This is a genomic window from Shewanella sp. MTB7, assembly GCF_027571385.1.
Classification (GTDB): domain Bacteria; phylum Pseudomonadota; class Gammaproteobacteria; order Enterobacterales; family Shewanellaceae; genus Shewanella.
This window is the reverse complement of record NZ_CP085636.1, coordinates 2,909,123-2,925,909: the sequence shown is the minus strand read 5'-3', so window position 1 is coordinate 2,925,909 and position 16,787 is coordinate 2,909,123. Positions and strand designations below refer to the sequence as shown.

Genomic DNA, 16,787 nt, shown 5'->3' with positions numbered 1-16,787 from the left:
AGCTTTATCAAGGTTATTTGTTGTCTCTAATATCCTCTAAGGCCTCATTAATGAGCGTGCTTGACGTCCCCTTTGTATAAGGAAAGTAGATCACTTCGCAATCAACTTCAGCTAACTGTTTTTCGAAATCTTTCCATTTCGGCGTATCATACCAATCATCACCAACAAACAGATAGCGAGCATGATTCTTTAAAGCCGCAGCGGCCTTGTCCATATTATTTTGCGGAATAGCAACATCAACATATTTGCAGGCTCTTACCACTTCGATACGGTCGGTATACGGGATCACCGATTGCTTTCCCTTATACATAACTAACTCATCAACCGTCACTCCGACAACCAGTTTGTCGCACATGGACTTAGCATTTCTAAGTAAGTTGACATGACCAACATGAAATAGATCATACACCCCGCTCGTATATCCAATGATCATTTAATTATCCTTAAATTTTCTTTGAACCAGATCTCATAGGAACTTTCATCATGGTATTGATCAAAAATAGCAGTTAAATCGACGGGAAAGCCTACTTTCTTTTCAAACGCAAAATTATGCCCTTTATAGGGAGAAATTAATTCCCGAAGCGGGGTTTTGCCCAACACATCTCCCATCAATGCTTCAGGGGACATTTTAACGGCAAGTTGAAAGGTGTGCATATTAGCAATAGGCTCTCGCCCCTCTATCCCAGCAGCCATTAGAGAGAAATCTAAACGACGAAACAGAATAGGCATGTGGTACCGAATAAAAAACCATCTCACCGTTTCAAAGGGACTCACAAAGGTCAATCCATCAAATATAGATAACATATGTAAATAGAGCTGACTCTCCTTCGAAGGTGTAATGTAACAATACATCCCAAGAAAAATGTCAAAATCAAATTCGTTCGCATTGCTGGCCCATTTAAAAATACGGTCATAGCCAGCAAAAAACTCATCCGCTCCTTCGCCAGATAACAGTACTTTCACCCCTTCAGCTGCAGCAGTTTTAGCAATAATAGACAGTAAAACTTCATTAGGGACAGACATTGGCTCACCACGGAGGGATAAGAGGTGCTTAAATTCAGTTCGATATGTTTCAGGATCGCATTCAACTATAGTAAGATTATCTATATTTTGTTCTCTCAAATACTCTAAATCTACATCTCCTTTAAACCCTATGGTGTAATATTTATCAAACTCGCCGAGTTCTTTTAGTAAATTACTGTCTATACCTCTACTTAACAGTAAACCAATCGGTGCATCAGAGACTTGACGAGTCCTAATGCCTTTTTCAATGGCAAGTTTCAATGACGGGATGTCGATATCTTCATACTCACCGTTAAGATGTGTCAGAAGGTTGAAATACTCTCCATTCATCAAACAAGTACCAGGTGCGACCTCATCAACTCCTGAGAAAAATGAACCGCTCAATATAGGTGCTCTAACTGCGTGATACTCATCAATAGCATTGTCATTAACGGACAAGTTAAATAGTTTTTGCAACGTATTCGGTTCTGAAGAGAAACTAATAAACTCCTCTCTTTTATGATAAAAAAGCGGTTTGACACCAAAACGATCTCGCGCACAATGTTTTATCTCACCCTTGGCTGTTATATAGATAAAAGCAAAGAAACCATCAAGTTCAGATAGATTTAGATTTCCACTTTGTGCTAAATCACCCAGTAGTACGGTGTCACTTTTGTAATGGGCATTAAAATATTTCTCACCAAGCTCTACAAAATTTAGTATTTCGCCATTAAAAACCAACAAGCCTCCATCACCATGGATCAAAGGTTGATTAATACCACTATCGACATCTATGATGGCTAAACGGGAGTGATATGCTTTCCAGCCATTGTGCTCTATTAAGCCCGATGAACAGTCCGGGCCTCGAAATCTGAGCGTCTTTTCAATGATGTCCTGCATATCTTGGTTGATATGAGGATCGTTAGTGATAAAAATACCGCACATATAATAAAACCCTTATTTATGACATAGGCATGTGTTTAACGTCCTTCATATAAATCATAAGTTTTAGCCCTTTGCATTTTCTAAACCATGCTTTTCTGGATATGTAGAGTGTAGAACAGTCCTTGCTAAGTTTCCAAAAGCTAGCTAGACATTTATTCAAAAAAATCAATGAAATCATTTAACTTAATCATAAAGAAACATGATTCATTCCATATGTTGCACTCATGAAAATACTTTGCACCGAATAATCAAATTCGAGCCAAAGTTTGTCATCGATGGACATATCAGCGAGAAGGCGAGTTTCTCCGATCTGACTTTTTGAACCTCTACGCCTTATACCCTGCCCCGACTCACAGTACTGATACACAACTAAACGTTAATCTTTGTGACTGCAGCCCCAAACACGTTAACCATTAATAATACCGATAAGTCTGTTGATAAAACGTTTAACAGCCTCTTTATCTGAAAACTTAAATGCTAAACCATAATGGATACCGTTAAGACTCTTTTGTACTCGCTTAGGAAATCGAGTCATCTCATTGTTGTGAAAATACCCTACCTTATGCTTAACTCCTTCTAGCTCAGAAAGATCCGCTAAAAATACCTCATAAGCAGGCCTAATAATCAGCTGACAATCTTTGTCGCTACCATGAAGGTAGATAGGCTCTTTGAGTTCTGGCAACATATATTCGGTGATTTTTTTAATGGTAAAATTTGTTCTGCAGTTAAGTAAACTTAACTCAGCCATCAATTCATTGTGTTCAATAGTCAACAGAGTTACTCCTAGTTTATTGATTTTAATATTAAATATATAAAAAAATGAATACTAACATCGGGACTTTAGCAAAAATACGCTACCCATGCTCCATAAAAATAATTGGAAAAAGGATTGAAAAAACAAAGGTCACAATCTCTATAACATCGAAGATGTAGATTTATGATATACAAATGGTCCATGAAGATATATTCATAAAAAAATGGCGCCTTACTATGGACGCCGTTGAATATTATTGATCATAAAAACGTATTGATAAAGAATATTAAATTTCTTCAAAATACCAGAAACCGCTATTGACCCAAGCCGTTAACTGCTCAATAAATGCTTCATTAGATAACCAGACAGCTAAGTTATTGGTACTCAAAACCTGATTATCACATAATACTGGAATAACAGCGGCAAGTTCGATAGGTAAACAAATTTGTTCACCGTTAATATAAAAAATGCCTTGCTCAATCGATGTATCGAAATAGAGCACTCTAAGACCACCGAGACGTATTAACTCCTGCTCTTTAAGCATATCGATAACATCAATAGCCTGAAAGCCTAAGTTCTCCTCAGGTAAGTCCAACTCACACTTTGAATTTGTCAGGTATCGTCCTGAAAATTCACTTATTAAGTTATCATCAAGGGTGTTTAGTAATTGTGCCTTGATCCGCGCTAAATCTGTTGAGTTAACACGTCCACTTTGGTGGCTCAATTCTCTGTCTGGATCTTCAATCTGCTCACATGCTAATTCATTATCGATCAGATGATCGGCCAAGGCACTGACCATATCTTTTGTGCTAGCGGTTCGATAACCGACAGAGAAACTCATCGATGCTTCCAACGCTACACCATCATGAGGATAACCTGGTGGCAGATATAGAATATCACCAGACAAAAGCTCTACATCAATAATAGGATCAAACGCTTCGGTGTGAAGTAATGCTGGATGCGCCGCAAACTCCTTGTGTGAACCTCGGTCACCCACACGCCAACGGCGGCGTCCAGATCCTTGACAAATAAACACGTCATAGCGATCAATATGTGGCCCTACACCACCACCTGGGGTGGCATAACTCACCATGATATCGTCAAAACGCCAGCGGGGAATGAAATCAAAACATTGAATTAATTTTTCTGCATCCGGAACCCAATTATTTAACGCCTGAACCACAAGAGTCCAGTCTGATTCCCCTAAATGTTCATAACTATCAAAAGGACCGAATTCAGCTTGCCATTCACCCTCACTTTTATATACACGACGTGACTCAACCATCTCATCACACGCTAACCCTGCCATCTCTTCAGGCGAAAGCAAGTCTTTGAAGTGACGAAAGCCTTGTCGAATAACTAAAGGTTTTTTTTGCCAATAATCCTTCAGGAACATTTCAGGAGTAAGCTCATTCAGTTCAAGTTGCATATCTATATTAACCAATAAAAAATTTTGGCGATGCTAACAACAAACTGGTGTTGAAACACTCGATGAGATCATAAAAAAATCAACCGTTATACATTTAACCTCGACGAAAGATGAAATAGTACTGTACTGAGTTCACATTTGTTAAAAATGATATAAGTAAAAAGGAGGAAGCTAAATTAACTTTAAATATAGATAAAATGTGACTGAATCAAGGTTGTAGAGCAGGTTTAATGATGACATGTATTGATTGACTTAGCTTATTTAGTCAAAAACAGGGGATTTTAATAAAAATCTATAAAACAATTCTAAAAGTATTGATATACTTCCCCCCGAATTTTAGAACGTAACTCCAATTAGAGTAGAAAAATGACTGATTTATCAAAGTACAGAAACATTGGTATCTTTGCTCACGTTGACGCGGGCAAGACCACCACAACAGAGCGTATTCTTAAGCTTACCGGTAAGATCCATAAAATCGGTGAAGTTCATGATGGTGAATCTACAACAGATTTCATGGAACAGGAAGCTGAGCGTGGTATTACCATTCAGTCTGCTGCTGTAAGTTGTTTCTGGGATGGTCACCGTTTTAACGTTATTGACACCCCTGGCCACGTTGACTTCACCGTTGAAGTTTATCGTTCGCTTAAAGTGCTTGACGGTGGCATCGGTGTATTCTGTGGTTCAGGTGGTGTTGAGCCACAATCAGAGACTAACTGGCGTTACGCGAACGAATCAGAAGTATCTCGTATCATCTTCGTAAACAAATTAGACCGTATGGGTGCTGATTTCTTACGTGTTGTTAAGCAAACTCAAGACGTACTAGGTGCTAACCCAATCATCATGGTATTGCCTATCGGTATCGAAGACGAATTCTCAGGTGTTGTTGACCTGCTAACTCGTAAGGCTTGGATATGGGATGAGTCTGGTCAAGCTGAGAACTACGTAATCGAAGACGTACCTGCTGACATGGTAGACATCGTTGAAGAGTACCGTGAAATGCTAGTCGAAACTGCGCTAGAGCAGGACGATGATTTGCTAGAAAAGTACATGGAAGGCGAAGAGATCTCAATTGAAGATATCAAGCGTTGTATTCGTACTGGTACTCGTAAGATCGAAATCTTCCCAACATACTGTGGTTCTGCGTTCAAGAACAAAGGTATGCAGCTTTTACTTGACGCCGTTGTTGATTATTTACCAGCACCACAAGACGTTGATCCACAGCCGCTTACTGATGAAGAAGGTGAGCCTAATGGTGAATTTGCTATCGTTGATCCAGAAGCGCCATTAAAAGCACTAGCATTCAAGATCATGGATGACCGTTTTGGTGCTCTAACGTTCGTACGTATCTACAGTGGTCGTATTAACAAGGGTGACACCATTCTTAACAGTTTTACCGGTAAGACTGAGCGTATTGGCCGTATGGTTGAGATGCAAGCGGACGAGCGTACAGAACTAAGTACTGCACAAGCTGGTGACATTATCGCTATCGTGGGTATGAAGAACGTGCAAACTGGTCACACTCTATGTGATCCTAAGCACCCTTGTACACTTGAAGCAATGGTATTCCCAGAGCCAGTGATCTCAATCTCTGTAACACCAAAAGATAAAGGTGGCAGCGAGAAGATGGGCGTCGCTATCGGTAAGATGATCGCTGAAGATCCTACTTTCCGTGTTGAAACTGACGAAGATTCAGGCGAAACTATTCTTAGAGGTATGGGTGAACTTCACCTAGACATTAAGGTTGATATCCTTAAGCGTACTTACGGCGTTGACCTAATTGTTGGTGAGCCTCAAGTTGCATACCGTGAAACTATCACTAAATTAGTTGAAGATAGTTACACACATAAGAAGCAATCTGGTGGTTCAGGTCAGTTTGGTAAGATTGACTATGTGATCAAGCCTGGTGAAGCGAACACTGGTTTCGTATTTACGTCTAAAGTTGTTGGTGGTAACGTACCTAAAGAATTCTGGCCTGCTGTTGAGAAAGGTTTCAAGAGCTTGATGGATACGGGTACACTTGCAGGTTTCCCTGTACTTGACGTTGAGTTTGAACTTCTTGATGGTGCTTTCCACGCAGTTGATTCGTCAGCTATCGCGTTCGAAATCGCAGCTAAAGGCGCTTTCCGTCAGTCAATTCCAAAGGCTGATCCTAAGCTTCTTGAGCCTATCATGGCTGTTGACGTATTCAGTCCAGATGACAACGTTGGTGATGTAATTGGTGACCTTAACCGTCGTCGTGGCATGATCAAAGATCAAATGGCTGGCGTTTCTGGTGTTCGTATTAAAGCTGACGTACCGTTATCAGAAATGTTCGGTTACATCAGTTCACTACGTACAATGACATCTGGTCGTGGTCAATTCTCTATGGAATTTGCTCATTACAGCCTATGTCCTAACAGTGTTTCTGAAAAAGTTATCACTCAAGTTAAAGAGAGAAAAGCAGCTGAGGCTGCAGCTAAGAAGTAATAACCTTCTTAACTAAGCGCTTACGCTAACTTTTAAACCCCGCTGATGTAAATCAGCGGGGTTTTTATTTATGTTAAATAAAGTAAAAATTTATAGGCAAAGATCAATGCAACATAGTTCAGCCAATTCGGTCATTATCCTTGATTTCGAGACCACGGGTTTATCACCTAATCAAGGCGATCGCGCCATTGAGATTGGGGCGGTAAAATTACTAGATGGTATCGTCATTGACACGTTTCAAGAACTGATGAATCCAGGGTTTAGAGTGAATAGCTTTATTGAAAGTTATACAGGGATCAGCAATGCAATGCTCAACTCAGCACCAAACTGTGGTGAGGTGATGAATCGATTTGCGGACTTTATTGGAAATGGAAACCTCGTTGCCCATAATGCGTCATTCGACAAACGTTTTCTCGATGCCGAATTTGCATTCATTAACCGTGACTACAATGGGCAGTTTGCTTGTTCCATGTTAATTGCCAGACGACTCTATCAGAATGCGCCAAACCATAGGCTGGGCGGGTTAGTCGAGTTCAAACAGATTGAAAATGACGGAGTATTTCACCGAGCCTTAGCCGATTCAGAAATGACAGCTAAACTTTGGCTTCGGATGCTTGAAGATATGAAAGATGATTACTCCATAACAGAACCAAGCTTTAAGTTAATGCAGCAAGTATCAAAGAAAACTAAGTCAGGTGTCAAAGCCTTCTTAAATAGCCTCTAATCGAATTTATTACAATCCTGACAGGCTAGCTTATTTAACGATTAGGAAACTAGGATACCCAACTTATTCATGAATTACCTCGCTCATAAACTAAATACCTAACTCATTAAGAAGATCGTCTGCAGCATCTGAACTCTCTGCTTTAGATGCTGCTTTTGTCCAAGGCGAGGTAGTATCATCATCACCTTTACTTCTGTGTTGATCTAACAGATCATCAGGATCGAACTCTCCCTCCTCATCAAACTCATCTAACTGAATAAATTCAGTTTTATCCATTGCGAACTCGAGATAAAAAATATGGTTATTCTGAGTTCTAAACGACACTCTACGTGCAACGGCTTCATCTAGGTTAGTGTCAATAGAGATCATCAACTGCTTGTTAATCGTTAACATCTTTGGCTGGCTTTGATTAATCGATGTTTGAAGCTGTTTGCTAACCTTACTAATGAAATCACCCAATATTTGGTTCATGAGCTCTCCCATTATATCTCCGACCTCATCGGACGTATGGGAGATGGCAAACTCAGTTTCAGGCATGCCCATATGAGTCATATAACCACGATAAATTTCAAGGGCGGATTCTGCTGAAAAATTGATGACAACTAGACCAGAGAAGCCACCATCGAAGATTGAAAAGCAACCGAGATCAGGCTTTAAACAAGTACGGGTAATACTCTGTACCATAGCAGCATGAGATACTTGACTATCCGATGTTTTAGATAATACGCTTGTAACCGAACCACACAATTTCAATAAAATATCGTCTGAGTTGATAATTTTAGCTGTTTTATTCATGGTTAAAACCAAAAAGAGGTAATATTTAATTCTGCGCGTAAAAGTGAAATAAATCAAAGCGAAGCAACAATAAACATCTGTTATACGTAAGAGCCTGAGAAACTAAACTAATTAACTGTTTGGTTTTACTGACAAAGCTAACAAATTTTTAGCTCAAATTAATACGACAAAAAACTTTAGTAAATTTATTTATTAAATCTCTATAGGATGAGTTAGATCTAGATTTTGGATATTAGTTTGTGAAACGAGTCTTAGGATATTCAATTTATGACGTTAGCAGCGTATATTTCAATCTATCTTTATCCAGTGTTAACAGAGAGTTTTATGATATCTGTATTACGTCGTTTCAGCATACTCCAGCGATTATTTTTAATGCTTATCCTTGCCGCAATTGGGACCTTATTTTTCGCAAGTTTCTCTATTAATGAACAACGTAATAATTTGATTAAACAAAAATGGGTACAAAATGATGCCCAGCTCACCACTGTGCTCAGTATCATTGAATCCCATAGGAAACAAGTTACACAGAGAAAAACGAGTCTTACTGATGCTCAAGAGGAAGCTGCTCAGTTAGTGAATGAAATCGGCAGTGGAAGCGATGATTACTTTGTTCTGATCGATGAAAACAATTGTATTATCTCCCATGGTGGATCAGAAAACTTCATCGGACAAAGCGCAAATACTATGCGAGCTCAAGACGAAAACTTGTCTCTTTCAGATATGGTCACAGAAGCCAAAACCGCCAGTATATCTAAACAGAAATTTACGATGCTCAACCCCAACACTGGCAACATTGAAGTCAAACTAATTGAAGCGAGATATTACCCTGCTTGGAATTGGACCTTAGTCACAGGTTCTTACATGAGTGATATCAACGAAGCTACCTATGACGTTGTCATTAATTACCTCATTATAATGGTATTAATATCGGCCCCTATTTTCGCCTTTTTCTTAATATTAAACCACTCCATTAGCTCCCCGCTAAAAGAAGCTATCGCAGCGATGAAAGATATTTCTGAAGGTGAAGGCGATCTCACCAAGCGTCTTCCTACCGTCGGCAATGATGAAGTTGTTGAACTCGCTACCGCCTTTAACCTCTTTGTCGAAAAGATTAATCTCATGGTGGGCCATCTTAAACCTCTAGGAAACAGCTTGAATCAAGATGCTAATCGACTGCTTACCGCAGTAGGAGAATCTAACGCCTGTATTGATCATCTGCATCAAGAAACCAGCAGTGTAGCAACGGCCATCAATGAGATGTTATCGACCACCCATGAGATGGCAAACAACACTCAACAAGCCGCTGATGCAGCGAATAGTGTTCAGCATCAAGTCGAACAAAGTAAGACATTGATGGATAAAACACTTGGGAATACCGAAGATTTAGTTGAAGAATTAATAAATGCTGAATTAATCACTCAAAATTTAGTCCATTCCTCAGATCAAATTGGCAGTATTTTAGATGTGATACGTGGTATTGCAGACCAAACGAACTTGTTAGCCCTTAACGCAGCTATTGAAGCCGCAAGAGCGGGTGCTCATGGTCGCGGTTTTGCCGTTGTGGCAGATGAAGTTCGTGCTTTGGCAACAAGGACTCAAGTATCGACCAACGAGATTCAAAAAATAATTACCGAGATACAGTCCGGTGTTGCGGGTGTGATGAATAGTAATTCAAACACTCAACAACGCTCGGTGCAACTTCAAAGTCAGGTAAACGAAGTAAATGACGCACTTAACGACATTTTGGGCTTGATAGCTCATATCAGTGATATGAATACGCAACTCGCCAGTGCAACAGAAGAGCAATCTCTCGTCACTGAAGAGATAAACCGCAATGTCTGCAGTATCACCGAGCTCACTGAAGTCACAGTTAAAGCCAATGAGAGTAATAAGTGTGCAGCTATCTCCTTACAAGATTTAAGTGAAGACACGGCACAAACTTTAGCTCAATTTAAGGTTTAGCTATAATGGAGAAAACTCCTTCATTATATGGGATTTTGGTATAAACTAAGGGAGCTAATTGCTCCCTTTTTAGTTATAGGATTTATGTTAATATGTTGGGATATGAATTTAAAACTACTTTAGGTAAACTATAGCCATGTCAAGAATGACTCTTGCTGTTCATTCTCAGATTTACAGCATTCACAGCTTTAGCCCTGATGCTAAAATCCCCGCTAAAGTTTTTACTCAAGAGATGTTTTTTGTTGGTAAAACGAAAGACGAACTGTCTGTCGTCGTTCCAGCTGAACTCAAATTGGAGAGTATAGAAGAGGAAAGCAACTGGCGTTGCCTTGAAGTTGTTGGGCCGCTAGGTTTCTCTATGACGGGGATCCTATCCAGCGTCTCTGGTGCACTAGCCATCGCAGGTATCAGTATTTTTGCAATTTCAACCTTCGACACTGACTATATCCTTGTTAAAAAAGACAAGTTAGCCGAGGCCATCACGGCATTAAAAAAGAAACAGTTCCAAATCACTGAATATTAATTTAGTGCCTATCAAATGAGTTTATCTTATGTATGAAAAATCTGTCACTATCATGGCTAAGCACGGTATACATACCCGTCCAGCAGCGATGCTTGTAAAAGCAGCTAAAAACTATGACTGTGACGTACTCGTTGAATGTAACGGTAAGCAAGCCAGCGCTAAAAGTCTGTTCAAGCTACAAACCTTAGGTCTATACCAAGGTGTGACGGTTAGGGTCTTTGCTGAAGGGCCTCAAGCTGAACAGGCAGTAGAAAAGGTATCTGAGCTTATCATCACTTTGAGTTAATCAAATTCTTATGACTTCATTTAAGTATTTAACCGATAGGGAATAAGCATGTCTACTCCAGGAATAGTGGTTTCATCTGGGATTGCATTTGGTCATTCAAGAGTACTTAAATACCACGATAGGGAATTAAACTATCGCCTTCTCCCCTTAGCAGAAATCGAGTCTGAACAAGCTAAGCTCAAACAAGCAATCATGCAGGTTCTTCAGTTATTAAATAATGGATTAAGCAAACTCAATCAAGATTGTGAGCATTATCTCTTAATTGAAGCCGATATACTTTTCCTTGAAGATGAAGAGTTGAACAATCAACTCCTCAATACTATCAGTCAGCAGCAATTTGCCGCCTGTGTCGCTGTTGAACGTGTGTTCGCGCAACAAATCAACTTACTTAAAGCCATGGAAGACCCCTATTTAGCCAATAGAGCACAGGATGTGAATTGTCTATGCAATCGTTTAATTTCTGCCATTCATGGTTCAATTAGTTATGATCTTGAAAATGTAACTAAACCTACTATTTTGCTGGCTAAAGATTTAACGCCAGCAGAGTTCGCAATCCTTCCTTTAGATAAAATAGTCGGTATTGTGCTCAAAACTGGAGGATTAACCAGCCACACAGCCATTTTAGCCCGCAGCGCTGGGCTCCCAGCCCTACTCAGCTGTGACTTTGATGATTCATTACAAAACGATCTCTTTATGGTGGTCGACGCGCTATCGGGATGTTTGTATGTTGAACCGAATAAACAACAACTTGAAACATTAGAACACTTAAAAGCTGATGATCAACTGCGTAAAAAGAAACTACAAAGATTTAAGCTTTTGCCTGCCGCCACTCGGGACAACTACACCATTCCTTTGATGGCGAATGTGGGTAGCCTCAGTGAATTTAGTTTACTGGCCGATGTTGGGGCTGATGGTATCGGCCTATTTCGTACTGAGTTTATGTTGATGAACGTCAGTACAATGCCTACGGAAAATGTGCAGTATGGTCTCTACTGCGATGCTCTTCAATTACTCGACGGTAAAACACTGACCATAAGAACCTTAGATATAGGTGCTGATAAGGAGCTCCCCTGTTTAGCCTTACCTGCTGAAGATAACCCTGCGCTAGGTATACGCGGAACACGTTATTTTTTAGAACATCCACAACTGCTCAAAATTCAGCTCAGGGCCGTACTGCGTGCAGCCAATCATGGCAAGATAAGATTAATGTTCCCTATGATTAACCAAGTCGAAGAACTCGATGCCATTCTTGAAGTCATTGATGAATGTAAAAAGGAACTCGATAATGAAGAGCGTGGTTTTGGAGAATTAAGCTATGGCATTGTCGTGGAAACACCGGCAGCCGTCATGAACTTAGCTTCTATGTTAACCAAGTTGGACTTTATCAGTATTGGTACCAATGATCTGACTCAATATGCCATGGCCGCTGACAGAACTAACCCAAGTTTAACTAAAATATACCCATCTCTGTCACCGCCAATTTTGAAATTAATAAAAATGACAATCGATGAATCAAAGAAGCAAGGAGTGTCAGTATCCGTTTGTGGCGAACTGGCCAGTAACCCTAAGGTGGCCCCTATTTTAATTGGCATGGGGGTCGATGAACTCAGTGTCAACATTAACTCCCTGCTTGAGCTAAAGTCCTCTCTTTGCCGTCAAGATTTATCGACCTATAAAAAATGGGGTCAAGACGTACTGCAATTACAGCGCATAGAAGAGCTAAATCATTACATAGCGCACTGTTCCTAACTTAGTTTATTCAGTATGCTATACGAGCACGAAAGTAACATCATAATAATGAAGAATATATGTGTACTAGGGAATTATAAATGGGATTTTTAAGCCGAATTAGACGATTAATGTCAGGACAAACCAATCCCGTTGGTGGCATTGAAATTTTTGCCCCGGTATCCGGCGAGATTGTTGCTATAGAAAAAGTACCCGATGTTGTTTTTGCTGAGAAAATAGTCGGTGATGGTTTGGCTATTAACCCTAAAGGCAACCAAATTCTCGCACCAATAGACGGTACCATAGGAAAGATATTTGAAACAAATCATGCCTTTAGCATTGAGTCACATCAAGGGCTAGAACTGTTCGTTCATTTCGGTGTTGGTACTGTAGAATTGAGGGGCAATGGTTTTAAGCGGCTTGCCGAAGAGGGACAAACCGTCAAAAAAGGTGAACCCATCCTTGAATTTGATTTGGCCTACCTAAAACAACATGCTGAAAGTCTGCTGACACCTGTCGTATTAGCGAATATGGAAGATGTTAAATCATTGCATAAATCTCATGGTAGCGTTACTGCAGGTAAAGATGTGATATTTACCGTGGATCTCTAATCCAACTCATTGTCATGACTAGCTCGAGCGGCCAATGCCATCGAGCTTATCTTAAACATACCTAGGGTGAATGACACCATGCCCAAGAAAGCCCACGATGATAATTAGCAATTGAAAACTAACAGTGGAAAACCATCTCTTTAACGATTCAATTTACGTGTAAAAGCAGTAGAGACTTGAGTCCTTTGCTAGGCAATGCCACAATGCGTGCAATTAATAGTTTCATGCATCTGGCGAGTTAGTTTGCCACATCATTCTGCATGAACTTCAGCATTCTATATGGAGAAATCATCTTGACTCTTTTCGGAATAAAAAATTGTGATACGGTCAAAAAAGCACGTAAATGGACAGAAGCCAACAATCTTAATATTCCTTTCCATGATTTTCGTGTTGATGGTCTCACCAAAGAACAGATCGAAACGTGGGTAGACGCCATAGGCTGGGAAACCTTGTTCAACAAGCGTAGCACCAGTTTTAGAAATCTCAGTGATGATGACAAGTCAGGTATCGACCAAGTAAAAGCCATTGAATTAATGCTAACTTACCCAACACTGATTAAACGCCCCGTATTAGTCACCGATAGCAAAGTCCTTGTTGGTTTTAAAGAAGCTGATTATAAAGCGTGGTTCAAGCGATGAGCCAAGATGTCTTAACACTGGCGCAAGATCTCATCTCCCGTCCTTCAGTCACTCCGCTCGATGAGGGTTGTCAGACATTAATGGCAGAGAGACTCGCGGCCCGAGGTTTTGATATCGAGCCTATGGTGTTCGAAGACACAACTAACATGTGGGCTCGAAGAGGTAAAGAGGGGCCACTTTTCTGCTTCGCTGGACACACTGATGTTGTGCCTGTGGGCGATCTTAATCGCTGGCATACTCCGCCATTCGATCCAGTAGTTATCGATGGATATCTGCACGGGCGCGGCGCGGCGGACATGAAAGGCTCTTTAGCCGCGATGGTAGTGGCGACCGAGCGATTTGTCGAGAAGCATCCTGATCATAACGGGTCTATCGCCTTTCTCATCACCAGTGATGAAGAGGGTCCCTTTATTAATGGCACTACCCGCGTCATTGATACATTAGAAGCCCGTAACGAGAAGATCACTTGGTCGCTTGTTGGTGAGCCTTCATCTACCCATAAATTGGGCGACATCGTCAAAAATGGCCGTCGTGGAAGCCTTACAGGCAACCTCACCATAAATGGAATTCAAGGACATGTGGCTTACCCTCACCTCGCCGATAACCCAATCCATAAAGCGGCGCCAGTCCTAGATGAATTAGCACGGATGAAATGGGATAATGGTAATGCCTTTTTCCCACCGACCAGCTTCCAAATTGCCAATATAAATGGTGGGACCGGCGCTTCAAACGTTATTCCTGGCGCCCTTGAAGTGATGTTTAACTTCCGTTACTCCACTGAAGTGACTGCTGAGATTCTGATTCAACGTGTGCTCAATATCTTAGATGCTCACGGACTGGATTATGAGATAAATTGGATCTATAACGGCCTTCCCTTTCTAACCGGTGATGGCCCCTTGCTTGACGCTACCCGTGCCGCGATTAAACAAGTAACAGGCGCAGACACAGATCCACAGACCACCGGTGGTACATCAGACGGTCGTTTTATTGCACCAACGGGTGCCCATGTTATTGAATTAGGTCCTGTCAATGCTACGATTCATAAGGTCAATGAATGCGTCAAAGTCGCTGATCTTGAATTACTCGCCCAGTGTTATGAAGTCATTTTGGAAAAACTACTTTGCTAATTGATAGCACTGCGATCTATGGCCTTGAGAGCTCACACCTTGTTGATTATCAAGGCCATAAACTCGAACAATACACTGCAGAAGCGTTAACCTGTATGAGGCAAACTGCCAATCTGCAAGGAATTGATATTGCAGTTTGCTCGGGTCACCGAAGTTTTGATAAACAACTACACATTTGGAATGGCAAAGCACTGGGCAAACGTACGCTACTGGATATCGATTCCCAGCCAGTGTCGATAACCGATAAAAGCGGTCAAGATCTGGTCGACTTAATTCTATTATGGTCAGCGCTTCCAGGGACTTCGAGACATCATTGGGGCACAGATCTGGATCTTTATGATGCTAATGCGATTGAACGCAGCAAATTAGCGTTAATTTCATCTGAATATCAAGCGCAAGGCCCCTGCTCACGCCTACACACTTGGCTTGTTCAACACAGTCATGAATTTGGTTTCTACTTTCCATTTCAACTCGGTCTAAGTGGCGTCAGCCCTGAACCTTGGCACTTGAGTTATTTTCCTGTTGCCAATAAACTGCTTAATCGTTTTAAGTTAGGTGAAATTGAATCTGTGCTGCACAATGCTGACATCGAGCTTAAAAGTGAGTTAATGGCAAAACTCCCCTATATTGTGAACGAATATGTGCGCAGAGTAGCACCGAGTCCTAGCATAGTTCAGAACTAGCTCTGAACTGACTTAAAAACGAACTCAGAACGAAGCAACAATATTGAATTTTGATTACAATATCTTACAGCAGGCAATATGAACTTTACCTCCAACAGAAAAACATTAACCATAGATAACAAAATACTAAGTTATATTGATATCGGCACGGGCCCTGCACTTCTTTTTGGTCACAGCTACCTTTGGGATGCCAAGATGTGGGCGCCCCAAGTCGAACACTTAAGCCAAGATTATCGTTGTATTATTCCTGATCTATGGGGTCATGGTGAGTCAGAGTCTTTACCTGAAGCTTGTCATTCACTGCAAGATATCAGTGATCATATGCTGTATCTGATGGATAAACTCGCTATTGAAGAATTTTCCGTTGTCGGTTTATCCGTAGGCGGAATGTGGGGAGCTGAATTAGCATTAATAGCACCTGAACGTGTTAAAAATTTAGTGATGTTGGGATGTTTTGTTGGTTTCGAACCTGAAGTCGCACGCGCTAAGTATTACACTATGCTTGATATCATTAAAAATACCCAAGCTGTACCTGAGGGTCTCATTGAACAGATAGCGCCGCTATTTTTTGCCAATGACGCTACCACTAACACCCCTGAATTGTTTAATGGCTTTAAACAAGCTTTGAGAGATATTAAACCGGAGCGAATAGACACAATCTGTCGCTTAGGCAAAATAATCTTTGGCAGACGCGACACACTAGAAGAAATTGAAACCTTAATGGCCTCTTGTTTAATTATGACAGGCGTCGAGGATAAAGTACGCCCAATACTTGAAGGTTATCTGATGCATGATGCTATCAGAGGCAGTGAGTTTATACATATTCCTCAAGCAGGGCATATCTCAACGCTCGAACAGCCAGAGTTTATCAATACTCAGCTCCGTTCATTTCTGAATAAGCATCACGTTTGATGATTAGCATCCAACCCTAAATCTGAACTAAAGATAAGGGAGTCAACGACTCCCTTATCTTTATACTTTCGGGTCAAAGAAACATACATTTTTCACACCAAACAAGCACTTAAGCAATAACTACAAAGCAATTATCAATAAAACCACACCAAAACATAAATGCAACCAGTGCGCACGAAGATTAAACGGTATTGCAACAAGA

At 40.7% G+C, this 16,787-nt stretch carries 16 protein-coding genes; 11 read left to right on the top strand and 5 right to left on the bottom strand.

Translation table 11 applies throughout. The features are described 5' to 3' along the window. Positions 1-13: 13 nt before the first annotated feature. The 4 genes from HWQ47_RS12490 to HWQ47_RS12475 form a co-directional block, all read right to left on the bottom strand. Positions 14-433 (bottom strand): adenylyltransferase/cytidyltransferase family protein, encoded by a 420-nt coding sequence (locus HWQ47_RS12490; RefSeq protein ID WP_269971437.1) that lies wholly within the window; start codon positions 431-433, stop codon positions 14-16. Further along, positions 430-1,947 (bottom strand): asparagine synthetase B family protein, encoded by a 1,518-nt coding sequence (locus HWQ47_RS12485; RefSeq protein ID WP_269971436.1) that lies wholly within the window; start codon positions 1,945-1,947, stop codon positions 430-432. Before HWQ47_RS12485 ends, HWQ47_RS12490 begins: the two co-directional genes overlap by 4 nt. A 406-nt stretch (positions 1,948-2,353) precedes the next feature. Beyond that, positions 2,354-2,719 carry a hypothetical protein gene (locus tag HWQ47_RS12480; protein ID WP_269971435.1) on the bottom strand — a complete coding sequence of 122 codons (366 nt, stop codon included), beginning with the start codon at positions 2,717-2,719 and terminating at the stop codon, positions 2,354-2,356. A gap of 268 nt (positions 2,720-2,987) precedes the next feature. Continuing rightward, positions 2,988-4,130, bottom strand: a complete 1,143-nt coding sequence (locus HWQ47_RS12475) for a ribosomal protein uL16 3-hydroxylase (protein WP_269971434.1) — start codon at positions 4,128-4,130, stop codon at positions 2,988-2,990. 366 nt (positions 4,131-4,496) lie between these two features. Between HWQ47_RS12475 and fusA the strand changes: the two genes are divergently transcribed. After that, positions 4,497-6,596, top strand: coding sequence for an elongation factor G (gene fusA / locus HWQ47_RS12470; RefSeq protein WP_269971433.1), 2,100 nt, complete (start codon positions 4,497-4,499; stop codon positions 6,594-6,596). A 106-nt stretch (positions 6,597-6,702) separates the two neighbouring features. Next, the gene (locus HWQ47_RS12465) at positions 6,703-7,320 is read left to right on the top strand and encodes a 3'-5' exonuclease (RefSeq protein WP_269971432.1); all 618 of its coding nucleotides are present in this window, start codon (positions 6,703-6,705) and stop codon (positions 7,318-7,320) included. Between the two features lie 90 nt (positions 7,321-7,410). Here HWQ47_RS12465 and HWQ47_RS12460 read toward each other — a convergent pair whose 3' ends face one another. Further along, positions 7,411-8,115 (bottom strand): DUF3334 family protein, encoded by a 705-nt coding sequence (locus tag HWQ47_RS12460; RefSeq protein WP_269971431.1) that lies wholly within the window; start codon positions 8,113-8,115, stop codon positions 7,411-7,413. 324 nt (positions 8,116-8,439) lie between these two features. Here HWQ47_RS12460 and HWQ47_RS12455 point away from each other — a divergent pair, with 324 nt between their 5' ends. The 9 genes from HWQ47_RS12455 to HWQ47_RS12415 all read left to right on the top strand — a co-directional run bounded on the left by HWQ47_RS12455 (position 8,440) and on the right by HWQ47_RS12415 (position 16,585). Continuing rightward, a complete protein-coding gene (locus HWQ47_RS12455) occupies positions 8,440-10,077 on the top strand; it encodes a methyl-accepting chemotaxis protein (RefSeq protein ID WP_269971731.1) in 1,638 nt (545 codons plus the stop codon). Between the two features lie 136 nt (positions 10,078-10,213). After that, positions 10,214-10,600, top strand: coding sequence for an ACT domain-containing protein (locus tag HWQ47_RS12450; protein WP_269971430.1), 387 nt, complete (start codon positions 10,214-10,216; stop codon positions 10,598-10,600). A 28-nt stretch (positions 10,601-10,628) separates the two neighbouring features. Beyond that, a complete protein-coding gene (locus tag HWQ47_RS12445) occupies positions 10,629-10,886 on the top strand; it encodes an HPr family phosphocarrier protein (RefSeq protein WP_269971429.1) in 258 nt (85 codons plus the stop codon). Between the two features lie 48 nt (positions 10,887-10,934). Then, positions 10,935-12,635, top strand: coding sequence for a phosphoenolpyruvate--protein phosphotransferase (gene ptsP, locus HWQ47_RS12440; RefSeq protein WP_269971428.1), 1,701 nt, complete (start codon positions 10,935-10,937; stop codon positions 12,633-12,635). An 80-nt stretch (positions 12,636-12,715) separates the two neighbouring features. Further along, on the top strand, positions 12,716-13,225 hold the full coding sequence (crr, locus tag HWQ47_RS12435) for a PTS glucose transporter subunit IIA (RefSeq protein WP_269971427.1): 510 nt from the start codon (positions 12,716-12,718) through the stop codon (positions 13,223-13,225). 293 nt (positions 13,226-13,518) lie between these two features. Continuing rightward, positions 13,519-13,863, top strand: coding sequence for an ArsC family reductase (locus HWQ47_RS12430; protein ID WP_269971426.1), 345 nt, complete (start codon positions 13,519-13,521; stop codon positions 13,861-13,863). After that, complete coding sequence (dapE, locus tag HWQ47_RS12425; protein ID WP_269971425.1) at positions 13,860-14,990, top strand: succinyl-diaminopimelate desuccinylase; 1,131 nt, start codon at positions 13,860-13,862, stop codon at positions 14,988-14,990. Before HWQ47_RS12430 ends, dapE begins: the two co-directional genes overlap by 4 nt. After that, on the top strand, positions 14,984-15,673 hold the full coding sequence (locus HWQ47_RS12420) for a M15 family metallopeptidase (protein WP_269971424.1): 690 nt from the start codon (positions 14,984-14,986) through the stop codon (positions 15,671-15,673). Before dapE ends, HWQ47_RS12420 begins: the two co-directional genes overlap by 7 nt. Before the next feature lie 78 nt (positions 15,674-15,751). Continuing rightward, positions 15,752-16,585 carry an alpha/beta fold hydrolase gene (locus HWQ47_RS12415; RefSeq protein WP_269971423.1) on the top strand — a complete coding sequence of 278 codons (834 nt, stop codon included), beginning with the start codon at positions 15,752-15,754 and terminating at the stop codon, positions 16,583-16,585. Positions 16,586-16,787 lie beyond the last annotated feature (202 nt).

Bases quoted from the DNA above. Each gene is read 5' to 3' on its own strand.
- HWQ47_RS12485 (WP_269971436.1), bottom strand. From the start codon at position 1,947: ATGTGCGGTATTTTTATCACTAACGATCCTCATATCAACCAAGATATG.
- HWQ47_RS12465 (WP_269971432.1), top strand. From the start codon at position 6,703: ATGCAACATAGTTCAGCCAATTCGGTCATTATCCTTGATTTCGAGACC.
- fusA (WP_269971433.1), top strand. From the start codon at position 4,497: ATGACTGATTTATCAAAGTACAGAAACATTGGTATCTTTGCTCACGTT.
- HWQ47_RS12460 (WP_269971431.1), bottom strand. From the start codon at position 8,115: ATGAATAAAACAGCTAAAATTATCAACTCAGACGATATTTTATTGAAA.
- ptsP (WP_269971428.1), top strand. From the start codon at position 10,935: ATGTCTACTCCAGGAATAGTGGTTTCATCTGGGATTGCATTTGGTCAT.
- HWQ47_RS12415 (WP_269971423.1), top strand. From the start codon at position 15,752: ATGAACTTTACCTCCAACAGAAAAACATTAACCATAGATAACAAAATA.
- HWQ47_RS12475 (WP_269971434.1), bottom strand. From the start codon at position 4,130: ATGCAACTTGAACTGAATGAGCTTACTCCTGAAATGTTCCTGAAGGAT.
- HWQ47_RS12450 (WP_269971430.1), top strand. From the start codon at position 10,214: ATGTCAAGAATGACTCTTGCTGTTCATTCTCAGATTTACAGCATTCAC.
- HWQ47_RS12490 (WP_269971437.1), bottom strand. From the start codon at position 433: ATGATCATTGGATATACGAGCGGGGTGTATGATCTATTTCATGTTGGT.
- crr (WP_269971427.1), top strand. From the start codon at position 12,716: ATGGGATTTTTAAGCCGAATTAGACGATTAATGTCAGGACAAACCAAT.
- HWQ47_RS12445 (WP_269971429.1), top strand. From the start codon at position 10,629: ATGTATGAAAAATCTGTCACTATCATGGCTAAGCACGGTATACATACC.
- HWQ47_RS12455 (WP_269971731.1), top strand. From the start codon at position 8,440: ATGATATCTGTATTACGTCGTTTCAGCATACTCCAGCGATTATTTTTA.
- dapE (WP_269971425.1), top strand. From the start codon at position 13,860: ATGAGCCAAGATGTCTTAACACTGGCGCAAGATCTCATCTCCCGTCCT.